The organism is Sphingobacteriaceae bacterium (assembly GCA_002319075.1).
Taxonomy (GTDB): Bacteria; Bacteroidota; Bacteroidia; order B-17B0; family Aurantibacillaceae; genus Aurantibacillus.
Map to the genome: position 1 here is coordinate 1907064 of NVQB01000001.1, position 18155 is coordinate 1925218.

General features: G+C 38.4%; 19 protein-coding genes and 1 tRNA gene. 7 read left to right on the forward strand and 13 right to left on the reverse strand.

Features of this window, described 5'->3' with window-relative positions; translation table 11 throughout:
- Positions 1-4: 4 nt before the first annotated feature.
- From CNR22_08400 to CNR22_08430, 7 genes are all read right to left on the reverse strand, one after another.
- Positions 5-1084: an efflux transporter periplasmic adaptor subunit gene (locus CNR22_08400; GenBank protein ID PBQ34856.1), complete on the reverse strand. Its 1080-nt coding sequence runs from the start codon at positions 1082-1084 to the stop codon at positions 5-7.
- A 157-nt stretch (positions 1085-1241) separates the two neighbouring features.
- Complete coding sequence (locus CNR22_08405) at positions 1242-1622, reverse strand: hypothetical protein (GenBank protein PBQ31787.1); 381 nt, start codon at positions 1620-1622, stop codon at positions 1242-1244.
- A gap of 128 nt (positions 1623-1750) precedes the next feature.
- A complete protein-coding gene (locus CNR22_08410) occupies positions 1751-1945 on the reverse strand; it encodes a hypothetical protein (GenBank protein ID PBQ31788.1) in 195 nt (64 codons plus the stop codon).
- 80 nt (positions 1946-2025) lie between these two features.
- Positions 2026-4614, reverse strand: a complete 2589-nt coding sequence (locus CNR22_08415; GenBank protein PBQ31789.1) for a hypothetical protein — start codon at positions 4612-4614, stop codon at positions 2026-2028.
- A 120-nt stretch (positions 4615-4734) separates the two neighbouring features.
- Positions 4735-5550 (reverse strand): hypothetical protein, encoded by an 816-nt coding sequence (locus tag CNR22_08420; GenBank protein ID PBQ31790.1) that lies wholly within the window; start codon positions 5548-5550, stop codon positions 4735-4737.
- Entirely contained in the window at positions 5551-6939 is a 1389-nt protein-coding gene (locus CNR22_08425) for a hypothetical protein (GenBank protein ID PBQ31791.1), read from the reverse strand.
- Positions 6936-7715: a hypothetical protein gene (locus CNR22_08430; protein ID PBQ31792.1), complete on the reverse strand. Its 780-nt coding sequence runs from the start codon at positions 7713-7715 to the stop codon at positions 6936-6938. The genes CNR22_08425 and CNR22_08430 overlap by 4 nt, the downstream gene beginning before the upstream one ends.
- Here CNR22_08430 and CNR22_08435 point away from each other — a divergent pair.
- On the forward strand, positions 7715-9448 hold the full coding sequence (locus CNR22_08435) for a hypothetical protein (protein ID PBQ31793.1): 1734 nt from the start codon (positions 7715-7717) through the stop codon (positions 9446-9448). The genes CNR22_08430 and CNR22_08435 overlap by 1 nt on opposite strands.
- Positions 9449-9505: 57 nt before the next feature.
- Here the strand turns inward: CNR22_08435 and CNR22_08440 are convergent, their stop codons facing one another.
- Positions 9506-10294, reverse strand: coding sequence for a hypothetical protein (locus tag CNR22_08440; protein PBQ31794.1), 789 nt, complete (start codon positions 10292-10294; stop codon positions 9506-9508).
- A 124-nt stretch (positions 10295-10418) separates the two neighbouring features.
- On the opposite strand from CNR22_08440, the gene CNR22_08445 reads away from it, so the two are divergent.
- Complete coding sequence (locus CNR22_08445) at positions 10419-11033, forward strand: hypothetical protein (GenBank protein PBQ31795.1); 615 nt, start codon at positions 10419-10421, stop codon at positions 11031-11033.
- Between the two features lie 8 nt (positions 11034-11041).
- Here CNR22_08445 and CNR22_08450 read toward each other — a convergent pair whose 3' ends face one another.
- On the reverse strand, positions 11042-11599 hold the full coding sequence (locus CNR22_08450) for a hypothetical protein (GenBank protein PBQ31796.1): 558 nt from the start codon (positions 11597-11599) through the stop codon (positions 11042-11044).
- A 371-nt stretch (positions 11600-11970) separates the two neighbouring features.
- On the opposite strand from CNR22_08450, the gene CNR22_08455 reads away from it, so the two are divergent.
- The 3 genes from CNR22_08455 to CNR22_08465 all read left to right on the forward strand — a co-directional run bounded on the left by CNR22_08455 (position 11971) and on the right by CNR22_08465 (position 14354).
- The gene (locus CNR22_08455; GenBank protein PBQ31797.1) at positions 11971-12864 is read left to right on the forward strand and encodes a hypothetical protein; all 894 of its coding nucleotides are present in this window, start codon (positions 11971-11973) and stop codon (positions 12862-12864) included.
- Between the two features lie 109 nt (positions 12865-12973).
- Positions 12974-13459, forward strand: coding sequence for a hypothetical protein (locus CNR22_08460; GenBank protein PBQ31798.1), 486 nt, complete (start codon positions 12974-12976; stop codon positions 13457-13459).
- 307 nt (positions 13460-13766) lie between these two features.
- Entirely contained in the window at positions 13767-14354 is a 588-nt protein-coding gene (locus tag CNR22_08465; protein ID PBQ31799.1) for a hypothetical protein, read from the forward strand.
- Between the two features lie 282 nt (positions 14355-14636).
- Here CNR22_08465 and CNR22_08470 read toward each other — a convergent pair whose 3' ends face one another.
- Both CNR22_08470 and CNR22_08475 read right to left on the reverse strand, forming a co-directional pair.
- A complete protein-coding gene (locus tag CNR22_08470; protein ID PBQ31800.1) occupies positions 14637-14957 on the reverse strand; it encodes an excinuclease ABC subunit C in 321 nt (106 codons plus the stop codon).
- Between the two features lie 126 nt (positions 14958-15083).
- Positions 15084-15157 (reverse strand) — tRNA-Met (locus CNR22_08475).
- Between the two features lie 59 nt (positions 15158-15216).
- Here CNR22_08475 and CNR22_08480 point away from each other — a divergent pair.
- Positions 15217-15846, forward strand: a complete 630-nt coding sequence (locus tag CNR22_08480; protein PBQ31801.1) for a haloacid dehalogenase — start codon at positions 15217-15219, stop codon at positions 15844-15846.
- On the opposite strand, the gene CNR22_08485 is transcribed toward CNR22_08480, so the two are convergent.
- Entirely contained in the window at positions 15833-16603 is a 771-nt protein-coding gene (locus tag CNR22_08485; protein PBQ31802.1) for an alpha/beta hydrolase, read from the reverse strand. The two genes, CNR22_08480 and CNR22_08485, sit on opposite strands and share 14 nt — an antisense overlap.
- A 43-nt stretch (positions 16604-16646) precedes the next feature.
- On the reverse strand, positions 16647-17363 hold the full coding sequence (locus tag CNR22_08490; GenBank protein ID PBQ31803.1) for a pyridoxine 5'-phosphate synthase: 717 nt from the start codon (positions 17361-17363) through the stop codon (positions 16647-16649).
- 74 nt (positions 17364-17437) lie between these two features.
- Between CNR22_08490 and CNR22_08495 the strand changes: the two genes are divergently transcribed.
- Positions 17438-18100 (forward strand): CBS domain-containing protein, encoded by a 663-nt coding sequence (locus CNR22_08495; GenBank protein PBQ31804.1) that lies wholly within the window; start codon positions 17438-17440, stop codon positions 18098-18100.
- Positions 18101-18155 lie beyond the last annotated feature (55 nt).

The window sequence follows — 18155 nt, forward strand, 5'->3', positions numbered from 1 at the left end:
TAAATTACTCAACGTATACTCTTAATTTAGGAAGTACCAGTTTTGGATCTTCATAGGTATACTCAATTTTATCTCCGTCTTTTACTTTTCTTATTCCTTCAAGAAGTATTCTTTCGTTTTCGTTAACACCGTCTTTGATAATATACAGATCGGGCATTTCAGAAGCGATATTAATTTCTCTTGATCTTACCACATTATCTTTACCTACCACAAAAACATATTTCTTTTCAAGGATTTCATAAGTGGCTTTTTGAGGAATGATAACGGCATTTCTAAGGGGAATAGTCATTTGAATGTTACCTGTTTCACCGTGACGAAGAAGTCCTTTCGGATTTGGAAATGTTGCCCTGAAAGCGATGTTGCCCGTTTCATTATTAAAATCGGCTTCAATCGCTTTTACCACACCCGACTGATCAAAGAGTTGATTGTTGGCCATCATCAGATTTACATTTAAATTTTCTTCTGTGGCGTGTGTTTTATAATTCAGGTATTCTGCTTCAGGTACATTAAAATAAACCCACATTTCGCTATTGTCAGAAAGTGTAGTGAGCAGATCGCCTTCGTTTACAAGACTTCCCAACCTTACCTGGAAATGATCCATAATTCCATTGAACGGCGCCCTGATCTCCGTAAATCCAAGATGCACCTGCGCCAAAGACAATTCTGCTTTTGCTCTATCTAATTTAGCTTTGGCCAGAGCCAGTTCATTTTTAGACACCACGTTACTATCTGTAAGTCTTCTTGTGTTTTGATATTCAATCTCCGCAAAATTAGCTTCTGCCTGAGCTTTTTGTTGCTCTGCCTGATACATCATAGGCATAATCTGGAACATCATCTGCCCTTCTTTCACCGACTGACCTTCATCTACAAAGATTTTTTGCAAATACCCTTTTTCCAGTGCCCTCAGCTCAATGTGGCTGATGGCATGGATCTGGCAAACATATTCTCGTGTAATTACTGTATCTTTTCTCAAAGGACTTGTAACCAGGAATTTTGTTTCTTTCTCTTTTTCTTCTTTTTTAGAATCACAGCTTGTCGTGCAAAGCACCGCAAACAAACTAATAAACATGAGCGACTTCCTCATCATAATGTTATTCTTTTTAAACGATTTTTTGTTGTTGATTTTTTGGGTCTTTGGCATGCAAAGTACCCGGTTGTAGCTTAAGCTAACACGAATAAAAGATCACAAGATTAAGAGCTTAAGATTTAAGCTCCTTTTGTATCCTTTAATAAAATAAAAATCAGATTCTGAAAACCTGTAAGGCTATATACCTGTTGGATTCTGTAAAAGAAAAATTCCGCTGCAAGGGCAGAATTTTTTGAAGCTCACTAACTACATTTATTCCTATTAAAGAATAAAGCACATTAACAAGAAGAAAGGGATTGCTTTTTAATTGAGTTTCCTCGTTCGAATCTTCCTCGCAAATTTCTGCCGAATATTCAGCATTATCGCACGAACCGGAACTTTGCACGCTCGTGGTTTTGGTTTCAAAAGACGCCTGGGTTTTTGCTAAAGGATTTGTCTTGCCGTTTAAAGAAATTACAGCATTTACTACCAATAATTTTAAGATAAATGCTGCGCAGATAAGAATAGCCGTATTTACTTTAAAACTCTTGAACATGGTCTGGATTAGAAGAACAAAAGTACTCAGCTTTTACAGATTACGAAACACTTTTGTTAAAATTAACAATTAAAAACGTTAAGCTTTAGGAAAAGATTTGCTGCGGCACCTGCGCAAGCTTTGCTAATTCAAGATTCATCCTTCATTCCACGAATCAGGCCAATTCCCGAACCAAAGAAGAGAAGCCCCAAAATGCCATAGATTATGATCGCCTTTATATCCTGCTTTCCGCCCTGCGTGTCTGCGAATAAAACTGCGCAATAAATCAATCCTATAATGCCTAGCACTGTGAGTATTGAACCGAAAATCCTTTTGATGTTCATGCTTCTTTTTTGATAGTAGTTACACTCTAAATCTATGCCAGCAGTGGCACTAATATTAAAAACAAAAAAAAGACGCTTTACTACTCAACAATTAACTTACCACTTGCGTGGGTCGAATTATTTAAGGTAAGCCTGTAAAAATAGATTCCGCTTTGTTGGTTAAGTTCCACCACGTTACTTAGCTGCATTATTTTTTGTTCAGAAACAATTTGTCCTAATTGATTGAAGATTACAAAAGTCAAATCGCCTTCAGGCAGCACCGGCAATTCTAAAATGAATTTTTCTTTGCCCGGATTTGGGAACACTTTAAATGCTGATAGGGGGAAATTATCAGAAGCGAGTGAAGTACACAAAGAGACTGTAATTGTTTTCACAGCTGTTGTCGAACAATTATTTACATCCTTACCGGTTACAGAATATACGGTGTTGGACGAAGGGGTAACAACTATGCTCGTGCTGGTAAATTGTCCTACACTCCAACTATAGGAAGCAGCTCCGGATACTGTTAAAGTAGCAGAATGGCCTTTGCAAATTACGTTTGAAGCAGTTAAGAGCGTTAAAGTAGGGGTGTTAAAAACCTGAATAGAAACTGTAGCGGTGCCGGTGCAATTAAATTCATTACTCCCCTGAACAGTATAAACAGTTGTTGTTTGTGGGTTTACAGTGTAGCTGTCGTTAACCGGACCTCCCGTCCATGAATACGTTATGGCGCCAGACGCTGTAAGGGTGCCAGAGCTAGCTTTACATTGAGCTGTAGGACCAGAAACCGCGATAGTGGGATTAGGATTTACTATAAGGGTAACAACAGTGGTGTCGGTACAATTCAATAAACTAGTGCCTACAACCGTGTAATCCGTTGTTGTTTGTGGGGTTACTGTATAGGTATTTCCAACAGGTCCGCCCGTCCACGAATAACTCGCTGCCCCGTTTGCCACGAAAATACCAGAATTGGAGATGCATAAATCTGTTGGTCCCGCCACGGTGATTGTTGGTGAAGGATTTACGGTAACATCAATACTGGCACGTGGCGACAAACTGCAAGAAGAAACCTCAGCATAATACGTATAAACTGTAGGAGTAGTTCCAGTATACAAATTAGATGTGTTCAAAGTTGTTCCTGTTGCTACTGCCGAGCCCAAACTTGCAGTTAGGTACCAGTTAACAGATGAGTTTATACGGTGAAAAGCTGTTAGGGTGGCCGTTTGGCCATTGCAAATACTGGCTTGTGGAGCAGCAACGAGACTATCTACGGTACAAGGCAAAGAGATTCTCCAAAGGTCTTGCATATTATCAGTCAGAGAATTCGACGTACTGTCCAGCCCTTCGCCGCCAAGTAACCAGCCTTCACCCTTTGAAGTCGTCCAGTAAGTATTATAGGTTCTCGCCCCCGGAATAGTTGAAGGAGAAGACAAACCCATGGTGCCATTTGTTCCATCAATATAGGGAAGGTTTGGACCTTTCACCCAGGTAAATTGATTGGTTGACAAATTATATTTAAAAACATCATTTAATAGGCCGATGGTAGTTGATGAAAATCCATCACCACCAAATATCCACAAATCACCCGAAAGATCTTTCCAACACGCTGCAGCCTGCCTGCATCCAGGCAGAACAGTTGAACCGGCTACACCGAGGGTTCCGTAATGTCCGAGCTGATTTGTAAGATTTGAACCTGCAATCCACGTCCAAACACCTGTAGTGGGATCGTACTTCCACATATCATTCAGCCAGCCAACCGAGGTTAACGAACAATACCCTTTACCGCCAAACATGTAAAACATGCCATTGTGCTCCCATGCACTGGCAAACTCCGCAGCCCCCGGCCTGTTTGTACTTGCTGGCACATTTAGTGTGCCATTAACAGCATTTTGATTCCCGAAATTTGCTCCACCCATCCAGGTCCATTGATTTGTGCCGATATCAAATTTCCAAAGATCATTCAAATATACAAGTGACGTTGTTGTTGCGGCATATCCATGCCCACCAAACATCCATAAGTTACCATTGGCATCAACCCAACTGGCAGAAGCACGTCGCGCTCCCGGCATGTTACTAGACGAAGAAACTCCCAAAGTGCCATAAGATCCCGCGGTTACTGTAGCTGTAGTTCCCTTTACAAAGGTCCATTCGCTGGTAACAGGGTCAAATTTCCAAAGATCAGCAAGGCATTGTGCATTAACCTGCGGTGAAGTATTACCAAAACCATCACCTCCAAACAGCCAGAACTTGCCCTGTGCGTCTACCCACGAAAAAGAAAATTCACGTGCACCAGGATTATTTGTAGGTGAAGCAACACCTTGAGTGCCGTAAATGCTAAACTGGTTTGGAGACGTGCCTCCTTTTATAAAGGTCCATTCGTTAGTACTTACTGTGTACTTCCACAAATCTGAATGCCAGTACTGGCCTGGTCCTTCACCACCAAACATCCATAAATCACCATTGCTATCAACCCAGGTGTTAGCTCCATGCCTGGTACCCGGTTCATTTGTCGGTGCAGAAACTCCAGGCGTACCAAAAACGCTTGCTATAGACGCGTTCAGGGCGCTTCCTCGCATCCAGGTAAAATCCTGAGCCAACAGGTTTGTATTAATTACAATAAATGTACAAGCAACCAGCGTTCTGAAAATGTTTTGCTGAAAGAATAATGTCAGGGTGAATGTTCTTTTCATCTTATATTTTTTAGGTATAAGATAAATGTAGTAATTTTTTAAAGAGATTAGTGTGGAAATGATGTATTAGAACCGCATTGTAAGTCCATTACAACTAAATATTCCATAGCACAGTCATTTTTATTTTGGCAAAAGAATGCCAGCAATTTCTTCTTGCCTGTTTAACACCATCCAGTGCTGTGCATCTTTAATTAATACAATTTCAGTTTGCGGGCATAATTCTTTAAACGCATAAGCATGACTAATAGAAAAATGTTTTCCCTTTTCAGCCCAAATTAAACTAACCGGGCATTTTATATTTTTGTAATACTCCGGAAGCTTTTTTAACTGCGCACCATAGCCTGCACACATGCGAACGATATATTGCCTCACTTCCCTTTTTTTGAAATGTAACCATAAATCGTTTTCCAATTCAGTGTCAATCACCGAAATATTGCCTTCAACAAAAGTGCGCTTTGCTCTTTGGAAAACCAATTGCGGCAGATAGTTCAACACAAATTCATTAAACCTGAATTTTCGCAGCAATGTTATTTCCCACGATGTTTTTTCGCTCCACATTAACAGCGAATTCATCACACAAACAGATTGCGTATCTTCTGGATAGAGTGAAGCGAAGACCAGTGCCGCTTGACCGCCCATATCCTGCGCGAGTATATTTATTTTTTTTAAGCGAAAGTGCTCTGCTATTTTTTTTAGGCGGTTCGCCATTACCACTGGTGTCGCCCCTCCTGCCCATGCTTCGCTGTTGCCCATGCCGGGCCAGTCGAAACCAACAACATAGTAGGTCTTTGCTAAAAGAGGAGCTAATTTATGCCAGATTTGCAGATTGTCAGGATAGCCATGCAACAAAACAAACACGCTGTTCTTTTTATCACCCAGTTCAAAGTAACGCAGCCTTTTGGTCTCTATAACACTATAGTTTGTTTTAAGAAGCACTTACAGATCTTTTATGAGTTGATTGGAAGCTAATATTCCTGATATAGCGCAAAAGCTTACCCATTGCCCGGGATGCGTTGAACTGCCGCAAAAATACAAACCTTTAAAATACGGGCTTTTGTGATGCATCCTTCCCATGCGCATAAACTTACTGGTCATAACAGGGTTCATACTTTTGTTGTATAAAACAAATTTTTCAGACCAGGTGCGCGGGGTATTGTAATCCAATACTTCAAAATCTGTAATACCAGCCTTCCACCAACTTTCTTCTAAAACCGCAGCAATCATTTTTTTACAATCCGTATCGCTCAATGTCAAAGTAAGTTCGTGCGGCAGAGGAAAAACCAAACGCGCGTTCATCCATCCATCCATGTTTTTTTGAGTAATACTATCCGGCAAAATAAAAGACTTACAGTTCGGAATATCTTTTTCTAATTTAAACTTTATATAACTTCCTTGGGGCTGTCCTTTAACTCTTAAAAACACGCAAATTCCCGGAGATTGCAGAGGCAATGTTTTTATTTTGTTTTTGAAAGCAACAGGCGTCTCTTCAATTAAATTCAGGTAGGTATCTATAGCACTGTTATTGGAGATCACATGCGTGCATTCTAAAAAATCGTTATCGTTATACTCAATACCGCTTACGCACTTATTCTGAATGCGGATCTTTTTTACTTTAGTGTTAAACATAAATTTTACTTTATGCTGAACACATTCCTGAAAGAGTTTATCCGCAATACTACCAATTCCCTTTTCCGGATAATAAGCACCAATATGATGGATCAAGCTGGGAACAAAAGACATTGGACTCGGAGCTTTGTCAAGAGACTGCGCGGCAATATGTGTCCAGATCCCAATTCCGTTTTTTATGGGATCATTTAACGCAAACCTATTTAATACTTTTCCTAACGAACTTAGCAGAAAAGGAATGAGGCTTAGTTTGCCACTTTTAATAATTTTTAAAGGGCCGGGAGTAGAAAAAGTAAAAGGAATAAGTTGCCTGTATTTTTTGTAAGTCTTAGTTACGAAATCAGCGTAACGTTCACCCTGCTTATCCCATTTCGTATTTATTTCGGCTATTGTTTTATTAAAATCTGAATAAATAGTAAAAACACTTTCATCCGTTTCAACAGAATAAACATTTTCAATACGCATTAAATTTAAAGATCGTAAATCCAATCCTACTTGCTCGAATGCCCATTCAAGACCCGGTTTGTCAAGCAGAATGTAGGGACCTGCATCAAACGTATTTCCTGACACGGACACACTTTTTGCTAAGCCCCCCGGTTTATCAGTGGCTTCAAAAACAGTTACCTCAAATCCTTTTTTGGCCAAATTTAAAGCCGCAGATAAGCCACCAATGCCGGAACCGATTATTGAAATAGTCATGATGAGATAAAGTGTTTGTCTTTTTTATACGCCATACCTGGATAATCTTTTGTGGGAAGCGTTCCGAAAATTCTATCCCAAAATAATGAACTGGTTCCGAAAACTTTATCGGTTTCAACAAAGTGATGAATGTAGTGATACCTGGTTAGTTTTGGAAAATACTTAGACAATCTTTGATGATGAATAAAATAGTGAACGGTTATATACTGAATAACACCAATTTCTAATCCGAAAAAAAGCAGAAAGGCATAGTGAGTAAAAAAAAATTTAAAAACCACCAGTGTGACTACTTGCACACCTACACGTAAAAGCAGAGGCACAAACAATGTTTTGGCAGGTTCATGATGATGAACACCATGTAAAATGTACTTTATAAATACTATATTTTTATTGTTAGTTTCAAGATGAAAAACAAAACGATGCATCATGTATTCGCTAAATCCCCAGATAAACCAACCGGTTAAAGGCAACGTTAAAATCAGGATAAGGGAATGATTGTAAAAGGATTCGAAATACAAACATACACCGAGCAGTGTAACACTCAGTATGTAAGAAAGCAGTGGGGATGTTTTTGAAACCCAATTCAAATATTTTTTTTGTAAAAAACTTAAAATCAAATTCTTACTATTAAATAAGTGTAAATTTAGGGTAATTAACGTAAGCTTTATAAATAATGGGGAAGATTTATGATGAGTTCGTAAATGAACTAAATCAAATTGCCACAAAATATAAAAGTCAACCCGACCGGGAACTGGACAAACTCTTGCAACTAGCATTGGAAAGAGAAGAACTCGTAACTACGGCTTACCGCGCAAGTTTTTTACACAAAAATATTGAAAGACTCCACGTAGATGAAGATTTAAAAACAATTTTCAGACAAGCATTCATCTGGATATGGAAGGACGAAGACATGCACACTATTTATACCCGCGGCGCTCTTCTTAAATCCGGTAATTATTCACACAAATTTAAAACATTCATTAGCCAGTTCCAGGGCTTTATTGGAGGCTGGTCGGGCTCCATCATTCAACATCTCAGTTGGAAAGAGGCTCCCGTTTCTTTAGCCCTGGCCAAATGCATCCTCTCCTTCGGAAAAATATCAGGAAAAATTCCCAAAGAAATACGAAATGAATTAAAACACGGATCATTTAAAAACTTCTGCGCGTTTAATATGGATGCAGAAAATACAGCCCGCGTTTGTTGGGAAAGAATTATCGCCCTGGCAAAAAAAGATCCGCGTTATGGTGAGGAGCATCTTAAAGATTTTCAACGTATTATTTTTGACGAAACCAGGCACGAAAATGTTTTCCGAATTATTTTCGAGAATCTAACACAAGAAGATAAATTAATTGAGGGCTCCGTTAAAGAAGATATTATTTCTCAACTCAAAAATGTCAGCGATTATTTTTTACCAATCAAGTTTCGCAATAAAACCAGCAATCCTGTTGGCAGCGGAGGCAAAGTATGGGTAGCAGAAAATAATAGTAGCCGCAACAAATACGATTTTTTTATTGACGAATTAAAAAAAACAGAATTAGTATCTGCATTAACACAGAAAGCAAAGGCCAATAACCAGGCTATTGAAAACTTAAAAATAGTGATTAAAGTTTCTTTCTCAATGGGGTACAACAAAGAAGACTTATCTCCGATAGCGGATGCTGTTTTGCTTAAAAAGTTTGCAGAATATATTTACAACCTTGGATTCAAAACCATTAAGGTAATTGACATAGACTCTATCTACACTAATTTTTATTATAACAGATCCGTTGCTGAGCTTGCCAGGTATTTTCAGTTTGAATCTGAATATTATCAAATTGTAAATGCTACAGAAGAATTGGAAGAACACCATTTTACACGTGGTATCGGAAATTATAGAGTTTCAAAAACCTGGAAGGACTCAGAGTTTAGAATAAATTTCGCCAAGATCAAAAGCCATCCCAGCGAATTGGCTCTTTTATCCATAAGCAATTTAGAATGGTTAACGGGCAGCGCCAGGGAATTTGTTTTTGTTGATCGCACTGTAAATAGAGAAACTACTACTTGCATGTTATTGGATGATTTTCCACCAAACTTCACATTGGTAGAAGCCTATGATTTAGTACCTATTGGCATCTTAGGGGTTATGGGCTGCAAAAGGCCTATAAATCCCAGGAGGTTTTATTTTGGAACAGATCTACTATCGGTAGATCTGGCACTTGCCAAACATTTAAAAATAGTTCCGATTCCTGAAAAAACATCTCTGCGAAATACGCTCTACTGGTTTGGCATAGAAAGCCTGGACTATAAAATTGAAGGAGAAGACTCTGTCATAAAAGAATGGAAGTCTCCCACCAAAAATTATTTTTGGGCTTTTTTAGGTCTTATATCATTACCGGTTTATCAGCTACTAAGCAATAAAGGACAGTTGTTTGTACCAAAAATGGATACTGCAAATTTTCCAGCCAAAAACAAGCCTGGTATAATTTCAGTCCTCAGGCTGGTAAATAGAAAAATAACTAATCTTCCTTAGGTAAGGTTGCAAGATAAAAAAGATTGAACTTCTCTTTCATAGGCGAATTTGCCTTTTTTATTCAACTGGCCTTATTATCTTTCCTTTCGTTACTAAGTTTTTTGCTTGTGCTAGCGTGCTTGGTTCTCCCTCATCAGTTAACATAAAACCACCTTTCACAAGCCATGCAATTCCAAAAGGAACTAAAGCAGAAACTTCAAGCCAATACGTCGATTTAGGAGGGATCTGTATGTGACAGGCCTCCATAATAGCAAGCGCAGCAACTGTAAGGATACTTAGAAATGTAATTACGCCGCACCAGATGTAAACCTGATTTCGCCTTACTTTCCATTTATTCTCTCTCCAGTTTTTATCATTAGTTCTCGTAAAAATGCAAACACTCATGTATGAAAATATTATCAGCATACTTGCCGCTGAAAAATAATGTATACCTGCTCTTATATTAGAATCGGAATACTGAAAAATTGCACAAGAGTCTGTACTATTTGAATTAGTAGGAATAAGAGAAACACAAATAGCAAATATGCCTGAAATGCTCGTTAAAGTGCCGTCAAGTTTTGGCCTAAAGACTCTGCAAATACGCCATGAACATGCGGAAACAGGATTGCTTTTGGGTTTTGGTGTCGGATAAAAAATAAGAACTAATCCTAGTCCCCACAAGATACCAATGAACCATGGCGCGGAAACCGTAAAATAATAATGACTTATTGAGTCTTGTAAGCAATCGCATTGCCCGACAAGGCGTGCCTGAATAACAACAAGGGATGGTAATGCAAGGCCAAAGAGACCAATACAATGTCTTAGACTCTTAAATTTTATGTCTGCTATATCGTCTCTGTTTTCCATTTGATATGAGAATTATTTATCAAATATAAAATATCAAATTGGATAATAAAGGCCGGTAAACCGCCCTTTTTTTGTGCTGAAATTCTTCTACTTTTATCTAATAAAGAATCAGAAAACTAAAAGTATGAAAAAAACAGTATTCTCAGTATTTACACAGGATCATAATAACTGCGTACCTATAGCTCTAATAAAGGCTGCCGTAGATAAATTCGGTTTATATGGCGTTTTTAAAAAGGTGCATTACCAGAACAACAGTATTAGGGTACTAATGAGAAACAACCGCAGCATAACTATCGCTAATCAGGAGTATAGCAAGATTATTGAAGGCTCCTTTATAAAATGGTTAATCAAAGCAGCCGACATTAAACCAGCTACCGTTGCAATGATGAACCAGGTTTTACTGCTCTATGCCGTGATGATTAAGTGCGGAACTAAAATCGGATTCATATATGAAAATGGGGAAGTGGAATCGATGACCCTGAAAGAATCTCTTTACTGCATTACTAAAGAGGGTCTCTGTGCTGACCATGCGCACCGCTATCTGGGATTAAAGAGGAAAAAGATCGAAGATTTTGATAAAAATTCAATCGGAAAAATTCCTGCCAAAGGAGTATTGGCTTATAACGAACACCATACTGTAGCCGTTAGAAATCGGTGTTTCGATCATTACGGGAGCTTGAGTTCCCTCAAAAAAGATCCTAACGATGAGGCTCTTTGTTGGTATTATCAACTTATATGATAAAATAGCTACTTTTTGTGGTTAAACAAGCGTTCAAAGTCTATTGGATTAAAGTACAGGGCAATATATAGCTTAAACGCTTCAAGGCGTTCTTTTTCATGAGGGGCATAATTGGTCCTTTGATAATTGATTTTCTGGAGGTAATAATCAAAATAAGAGAGCTCTTTAACCGAAATCAATCCATTATTAAAATAATACGACAATCGTGAAAAAAAATCAAGTATTTTGTCAGCCTCACGCCTTAACATTAGCTCATCATCGTCAACTATTGCAGCAGTTTTATGATCTCGGAAAGTCTGTTTGAGATTATAACAAGGTAGAGCATCAATTTGACTGTCAATGAAGTTTTTTATAACAGCATTAGGTCGTTTGCTTACTATGAAATCATCTAGTAGCCGTTTAGACCTGAAATATGTTTTAGAATCAAATTCGCTTGCCAAAGATTTTAGAAACTCTGCTCGCTTCGTTTTGTTTGCAGCCGAATACTCCCAGACCCCCTTCGTAAATACAATAACTCCACCGATAAAGCTGCCTACCTCTAAATAGTCTTTTACATCCTGATCCATATTGTCGATTTTTAATTATTTTTGACTGTTCAGTCTACTGTTAGACAAAGTACACCTTCAAAAATAAATAATTTTATTTACAAAAATGGGGCGGTAAACCGACCTATTTAGGAACAATTCATAATTTATAAATCGCTTGTAGGTGCATTCCGGTCTCTTAATGTTTGAAATTAATTAAACTACTTCTTCCCCAAAAGGGCCAGAATTTTCTATCGAAATTCCGGAAGAGTTTTAAAATTATAAAGGTTCCGCGCTGTTAATAAAGTTTTAACACCTTCTTTAACAATGCGGACAGGTGTTCCAATAAATCGTTTATCTTTCGCCTACCTAAAGCAGAACTTCCTAAAAGCAGAAATTAATTAGCTTTAGGAATGATATTCCCTTCAGGTCAGGCAAAAATGAAAACGGCATTATCACACCTTCCAGAACACAAGCAGGCTGAGCTAAAGGCCATTAAGGAGGCATTGATCCCACGCTATGCGGAGATTGAAATGATCATCCTGTTTGGAAGCTACGCGCGTGGAACTTTTGTGGAGGATAAATACGTAGAAAAAGGCATTACTTACGAATACAAATCAGATTACGATTTGTTGATTATGATGAGTAAGAATGGCCATGCTAACAGCGACACCTTAACTTCATCTATTACAGGAAGGATCGAAGAACTAAATCTGCCTACGCCGGTAAATCCAATTTTTCACGGGGTGGAATTTGTAAACCATGAACTACGTGAGGGAAATTATTTCTTTGACGAGATCAAGCGTGATGGTGTTTTACTATTTACGACTAACCGTTACCAACTTGAAGAGAAGCGAGAATTTAGTGCGGAAGAAGCTCAGAGCAAAGCAAACGAATATTTTAATGGGTGGTTTGAAAGTGCCAACAACTTTTTCAAAGGTTATAATTTCTATTTAAGTGAAGGAAATAATAAGGAGGCTGCATTTTCACTTCACCAAGCGACAGAAAGGTTCTATGGTTCAGTTCAATTAGTATTCACGGGCTACAAACCAAAAACACACGATATTGAAATTTTAGGCAAGCTGGCAAAAGCAGTTGATATGGAGTTTGGGAAGGTATTTCCTCGTGCCACTGTACAAGAGCGCCAGCGCTTTTCTTTGCTCAAAAAAGCTTATGTTGAAGCGCGTTACAATATGGATTACACCATTAGCAAAGCCGACCTGGAATATTTAAGTGAACGTGTGCAATTGCTTCGTGATTTAACAGAGAAGATCTGTAAACAAAAAATAGAGAGCTTTACAAAATAATAAATGGCAGGCAGTGCCTGCCGAATTAAGAAATAACAGAAAAAACAAACCATAGCTTATAATTGAATCGGGTTGATCAAGAAGATTTTTAAATCTAAAAATCAACTCCATGAAATCAACAGTAAAACAACTCTCAAAATTAAAAGGCCTGGGCGATATTGAAACGCCTGAAAACAATCCAATACTACTTCATTTCCTTAGCCCATTGGAGCTTGCGGCCTATAAAAACAAATTCCAACCATTCAAATACAACCTCGATGGCGTGATTCTCGACATTGAGCCAAACATGAGTAAAGAGCTATACTGGCAATCGAAACGGCGCGCCACAGCCATTCGCCAGCTTTTACAAAAAAGTAAACAAAAAATTCTGAAGCAAGATCCCGAACTCAAACGTTTCTTACACAAACCTCTCAAACATCATAATCTTCCCACACGCATTTATCACGTTTTAAAAGGCAACGGCTGCTATAACATGGCGGAAGTAGCTCAGAAAGGTGAAGCAGGACTAAAACGGATGCGCGGCATGGGTAAAGTTCAAATCGCCCACATCATGAAGCTGTTTATGGATAACGGGTGCGGAGATCTGTTTTTATAGCGATCATTTTACCAATATCAGGAAAATACTTTTTAAGCTATTGAAACTTAAATCCGTCAAAACGTTTTGACGTTTTAGGTACTCGGTATTCTACTGGATGAGGCTAAAAAGCGGTGGTGTAAAACTCACCAGCTTTATACCCGCTCCCTGGTTCCTTGCACAATACTCCCTACTTACCCCGTACATATCCCGTCTTTTAGTACGAAACACATCCATTCACTCAGCTTCTCATACACCTTCCCTCAGAGGTCAATACACTCTTACTCATTCGTCAAATTTTCCGTCCAATTATGAGGTATCTTTGTATATGGCATTTCAGGTTGGTGATATAAAACTCTCAGGTACTGTAAATGGTATTTCTTTCTACCACAGTGTCTTTGGCTGGCTGGCCAGGTGCAAAGGCGGGCCAAAGCGGAAACAATTCAAAACCTCACCGGTATTTGTCCGATCAAGAGAGAACAGCGAGGAATTCACAACTTGTGCACGGGCTGCTGCTGCTCTGCGCCGCCTGGTAATAGCACACACTGCTCAAAAAGACAAAAGCCTTTACCACCGCCTCATGAAGTTGATGCGCCTGCTCGCAGATAACGATAAAGACTCCCTTCGTGGAAAGCGCGATCCAATGAAAGGGATGCAGACAATCGAAGCCCTGGCACTTTTAAAGGAATTCAAAATAACCCAAGATCTTTGCCTGTACGATCTTCTGCTCATAAAAGGGCTGATTAAAAAATCTCATGAAAAAGTGAACGCATGCAACCCACCTATTATACTTTCAGCTGCTATAAAACGAAGACGAACCAGAAAGCCATCGCCTTTTTATCCTCTTCCCAAAGCCCTGCCGCCACACTTATCTTTAAGCCAGAAACAAATACAGGTTAACACCGCTTTCGGTTAAAGGGGCAGATAGAAAGCTATTTATAGGTTTAGCATCTGCACTACAATCAAACTTTATTTTCTTTCCCACAGCTTTTGAGCATGATCCGAAATCACTTCGTGCTTTCACTTCGGGACACCACTGAAGTGAAAAACCCCTCCCGAAATAAATCGAAAGGGGTTTTCTACTTCAGTGGTCCCAGTGGGAACTATGTCGAACTTTGACCCTGAGGATTTAATTAAGATTTTTGAGTTTTTGGAAATGGTCGAATTAAATGTCGAACTTTAATAACATACTGTGTTTTTAATCTGAAATGATATCTTCGATAATATCTAAAGGCTTAAGAGTTCCTTTATAACCCAATTTATCCAGAGTCCCTATCAACATTAGCTTTATTGCTTTTTTGCCCATTGTAGTTTTAAAATATAATTCTCGCTTCTTTGCATCTTCTTTAAAAAGGTAAAACTCACAAAAAATTAATTCCAATGGGCCTCGGTATGATGTACTCTTCGTCCCGCCGGAGTTGTGATCTTTAATTCTCGCTTCCAGATTTGAAGTATATCCTACATATAATTCAAAATCTTTCTTACTAAAAAGTATATAAACACAATACGGTAGAGGCATAGTTATAAAAATAAGGAAAATTCTAAAGTGGCCCCGAAGTAGCAATCACTTCGTGCTTTCACTTCGGGACACCACTGAAGTGAAAAACCCCTCCCGAAATAAATCGAAAGGGGTTTTCTACTTCAGTGGTCCCACTTGGAATCGAACCAAGCACCTACTGATTATGAGTCAGTTGCTCTAACCGAATGAGCTATAGGACCAATATTTTTCCTCACAGAGGATTGCAAAAATAGATAATTACCCCATATTTGCAAAATAAATGCGGGAAATTAAAAATATCATCTTCGATCTGGGCGGCGTGATCATTAATCTTGACACAAGCCTTACTATTCATGAGTTTAATAAAATCAGCGCTATTCCTTTTGAAGAGGTTTACACACAGGCAAAACAAAGCGAGCTCTTTAACAGTTTCGATAAAGGTTTAATTTCCGATTTTGAGTTTTTTTCGCAACTCAGAAAAGAAATTCGCTATGAAGGTCAGGAAGCAGATTTACTCTTTGCCTGGAATGCTATGTTGTTGGACGTTCCGGAAAAAAGACTGGATTTGCTCGTAGAAATGAAACAAAATTACAACACCTATTTATTGAGTAACACCTGCGAGCCACATATTGCAGCTTTTGAAAATGACCTGTACCTGGAACACGGTGTGAAAAATTTCAACGACTATTTCGATAAAGTTTATTATTCCTGCAGAATGGGCATGCGTAAACCTGACAAAGAAATTTTTGAATTGGTATTAAAGGAAAATGATCTTGTGCCTGAAGAAACCGTTTTTATTGATGATTCAGCACAACATGTAAAAGGCGCGGGTGAATGCGGGATTAACGCCTACCTGCTTCCAAAAAACATGGAAGTTGGTGACCTGCTAAAAGAACTTAAGTTGTTGTAAACTGAACAACCGTCTCAAAAAACTCTTTTGGTTTTTCTGCATGTACCCAATGCCCTGCTCCATTTAAGATAACAAGAGTTGAATGCGGGAATCTTTTTTTAAGATCATCTTTATCTTCATCACTAATGTATTTTGACAACTCCCCTTTAACAATGAGTGCTGTTGTTTCACTTACAAATTCAGGAACACCCACACAAACATTTTCATACTTTTCTGAAATAACTTTTAAGTTAAAGCGCCAATCCATAAGATCTTCGCTATTATCTTTCCAATAAATATTTTTCAGGAGAAATTGTTTGGTTCCAAAATCTTTGATGTGTTCGTTCAAAATGGCCTCAGCTTCTTTACGTGTTTTGATTTTAGAAAAATCTACAGCGTTTAATGCAGCTAACACATCCTGGTGATGAGGGGGATAAGCCCTTGCGGAGATATCAGCTATAATAATTTTAGAAGCAATACCTGCATACTTCAACTCAAAATACATCACCGTTTTACCACCCATGCTATGTCCCAGCAAGATGGGATCTTTTAATTGGTGATCGTCGATAAACTCTTTAAGATCTTCCGCCATTGCTTCATAAGTCCATTCATCGCTGTGCGGCGATAAACCATGATTGCGCTGATCTATAGTAAAAACACGAAAGCCTTTTTCTGCAAAGCCTTTTGCATGTGTATTCCAATTATCGCTTTGTCCGAATAATCCGTGTAATATAACAAGCGGCGGCCCTTCGCCAAATTCTCTGAATGCTAATTTCATATAGTTTTTTTAGATCATTTCGAAAACGAAATGATCGTTTAGATTATTTTAATTGTTTCAAATAAAGTTGAACGGTATTTTCTAATCCAAAATACAAAGCATTACTTATCAATGCGTGACCGATAGAAACTTCTAACAATCCGGGAACATTTTCCTTAAAATATTTTAAATTTTCAAGACTCAAATCGTGTCCGGCATTCACCCCTAAACCCAGTTCAGATGCACGTTGCGCTGCCTTCATAAAAGGAAGGATGATTTTTTCTTTTTCTGTAGAAAACAAACGTGCGTATTCTTCTGTATATAATTCAATACGATCAGTTCCGGTCTCCTTCGCCCCTTCTACCATCTCTATACTTGCGTCTACAAAAATAGAAGTCCTGATTCCCTGCGCTTTAAAAACTGAAATGATTTCTTTCAGGTAGTCTTTATTTGCAACAGTGTCCCAACCGTGATCACTGGTTATTTGTCCTTGTACATCGGGCACCAGGGTTACCTGTGCTGGTTTTATAGCGAGAACCAGATCTACAAATTTTTTTTCTTTAGGATTGCCTTCTATATTAAATTCTGTTTTTAAAACTGGTTTTAAATCGTAAACATCCTTGTAGGTAATATGTCTTTCATCGGGGCGTGGATGAACCGTGATTCCCTGAGCACCAAAGCGTTCGAGATCCATCGCCGCTTTTACAAGATCAGGAATATTTCCACCTCGTGCATTACGAAGAGTAGCAATTTTATTGATGTTTACACTTAACTTAGTCATATCCTTTTAAACAAAAATTATGTTTTGTTTTTACAAGGTAAAGCTAATTATTTTACTACTTTTGAGAAAATTAAATGTTAGCAGGTGATTTAATAACAGATGAGATCCCGCCGTTAAAAGTAACGGACACTGTAGAAGTGGCGCTGGATTGGATGGAACAATTTAAAGTTTCACATCTCGCTGTGGTAAATAACAGGGAATTGATTGGTGTTGTTTCTGAAACAGACTTGCTCGATTACGAACATCCAGACGAGCAAATTAATGTAAGTAAATTGCATTTATCACGCCCCGCTATCCATCACTACCAGCACGCTTACGATGTGGTGCGTTTGATGAGTAGTTTAAATCTCACACTTATTCCGGTTATAGACGAAAAAGAATTGTACAAAGGATGTATTACCTTAAAAGGAATGGTACAGAATCTAAGTACGATGATGTCAGTACAAAATCCCGGAGGTGTTATTGTTCTTGAATTAAATCCAAACGATTATTCCATCACACAAATTGGAAACATTATTGAAAGTAACGACACCAAAATTCTAAGTCTGCACGTTTCTTCAGAACCTGAAAGCACTAAGATGGAGGTTACCATTAAAGTAAACCGTGAAGACCTTTCCGGAATTTTGCAAACCTTTAACCGCTACAACTATTCTGTAAAGGCCAGCTTTCAAAACGGCGATTTTAACAAAGGCATGGACGATCGTTTAAACGAATTTCTGCATTTTCTCAATATTTAGTTCTGGTTTTTCATAGTTTCACGAGGCTGTTAAATTCGGCTTAGTTTTTGTATTA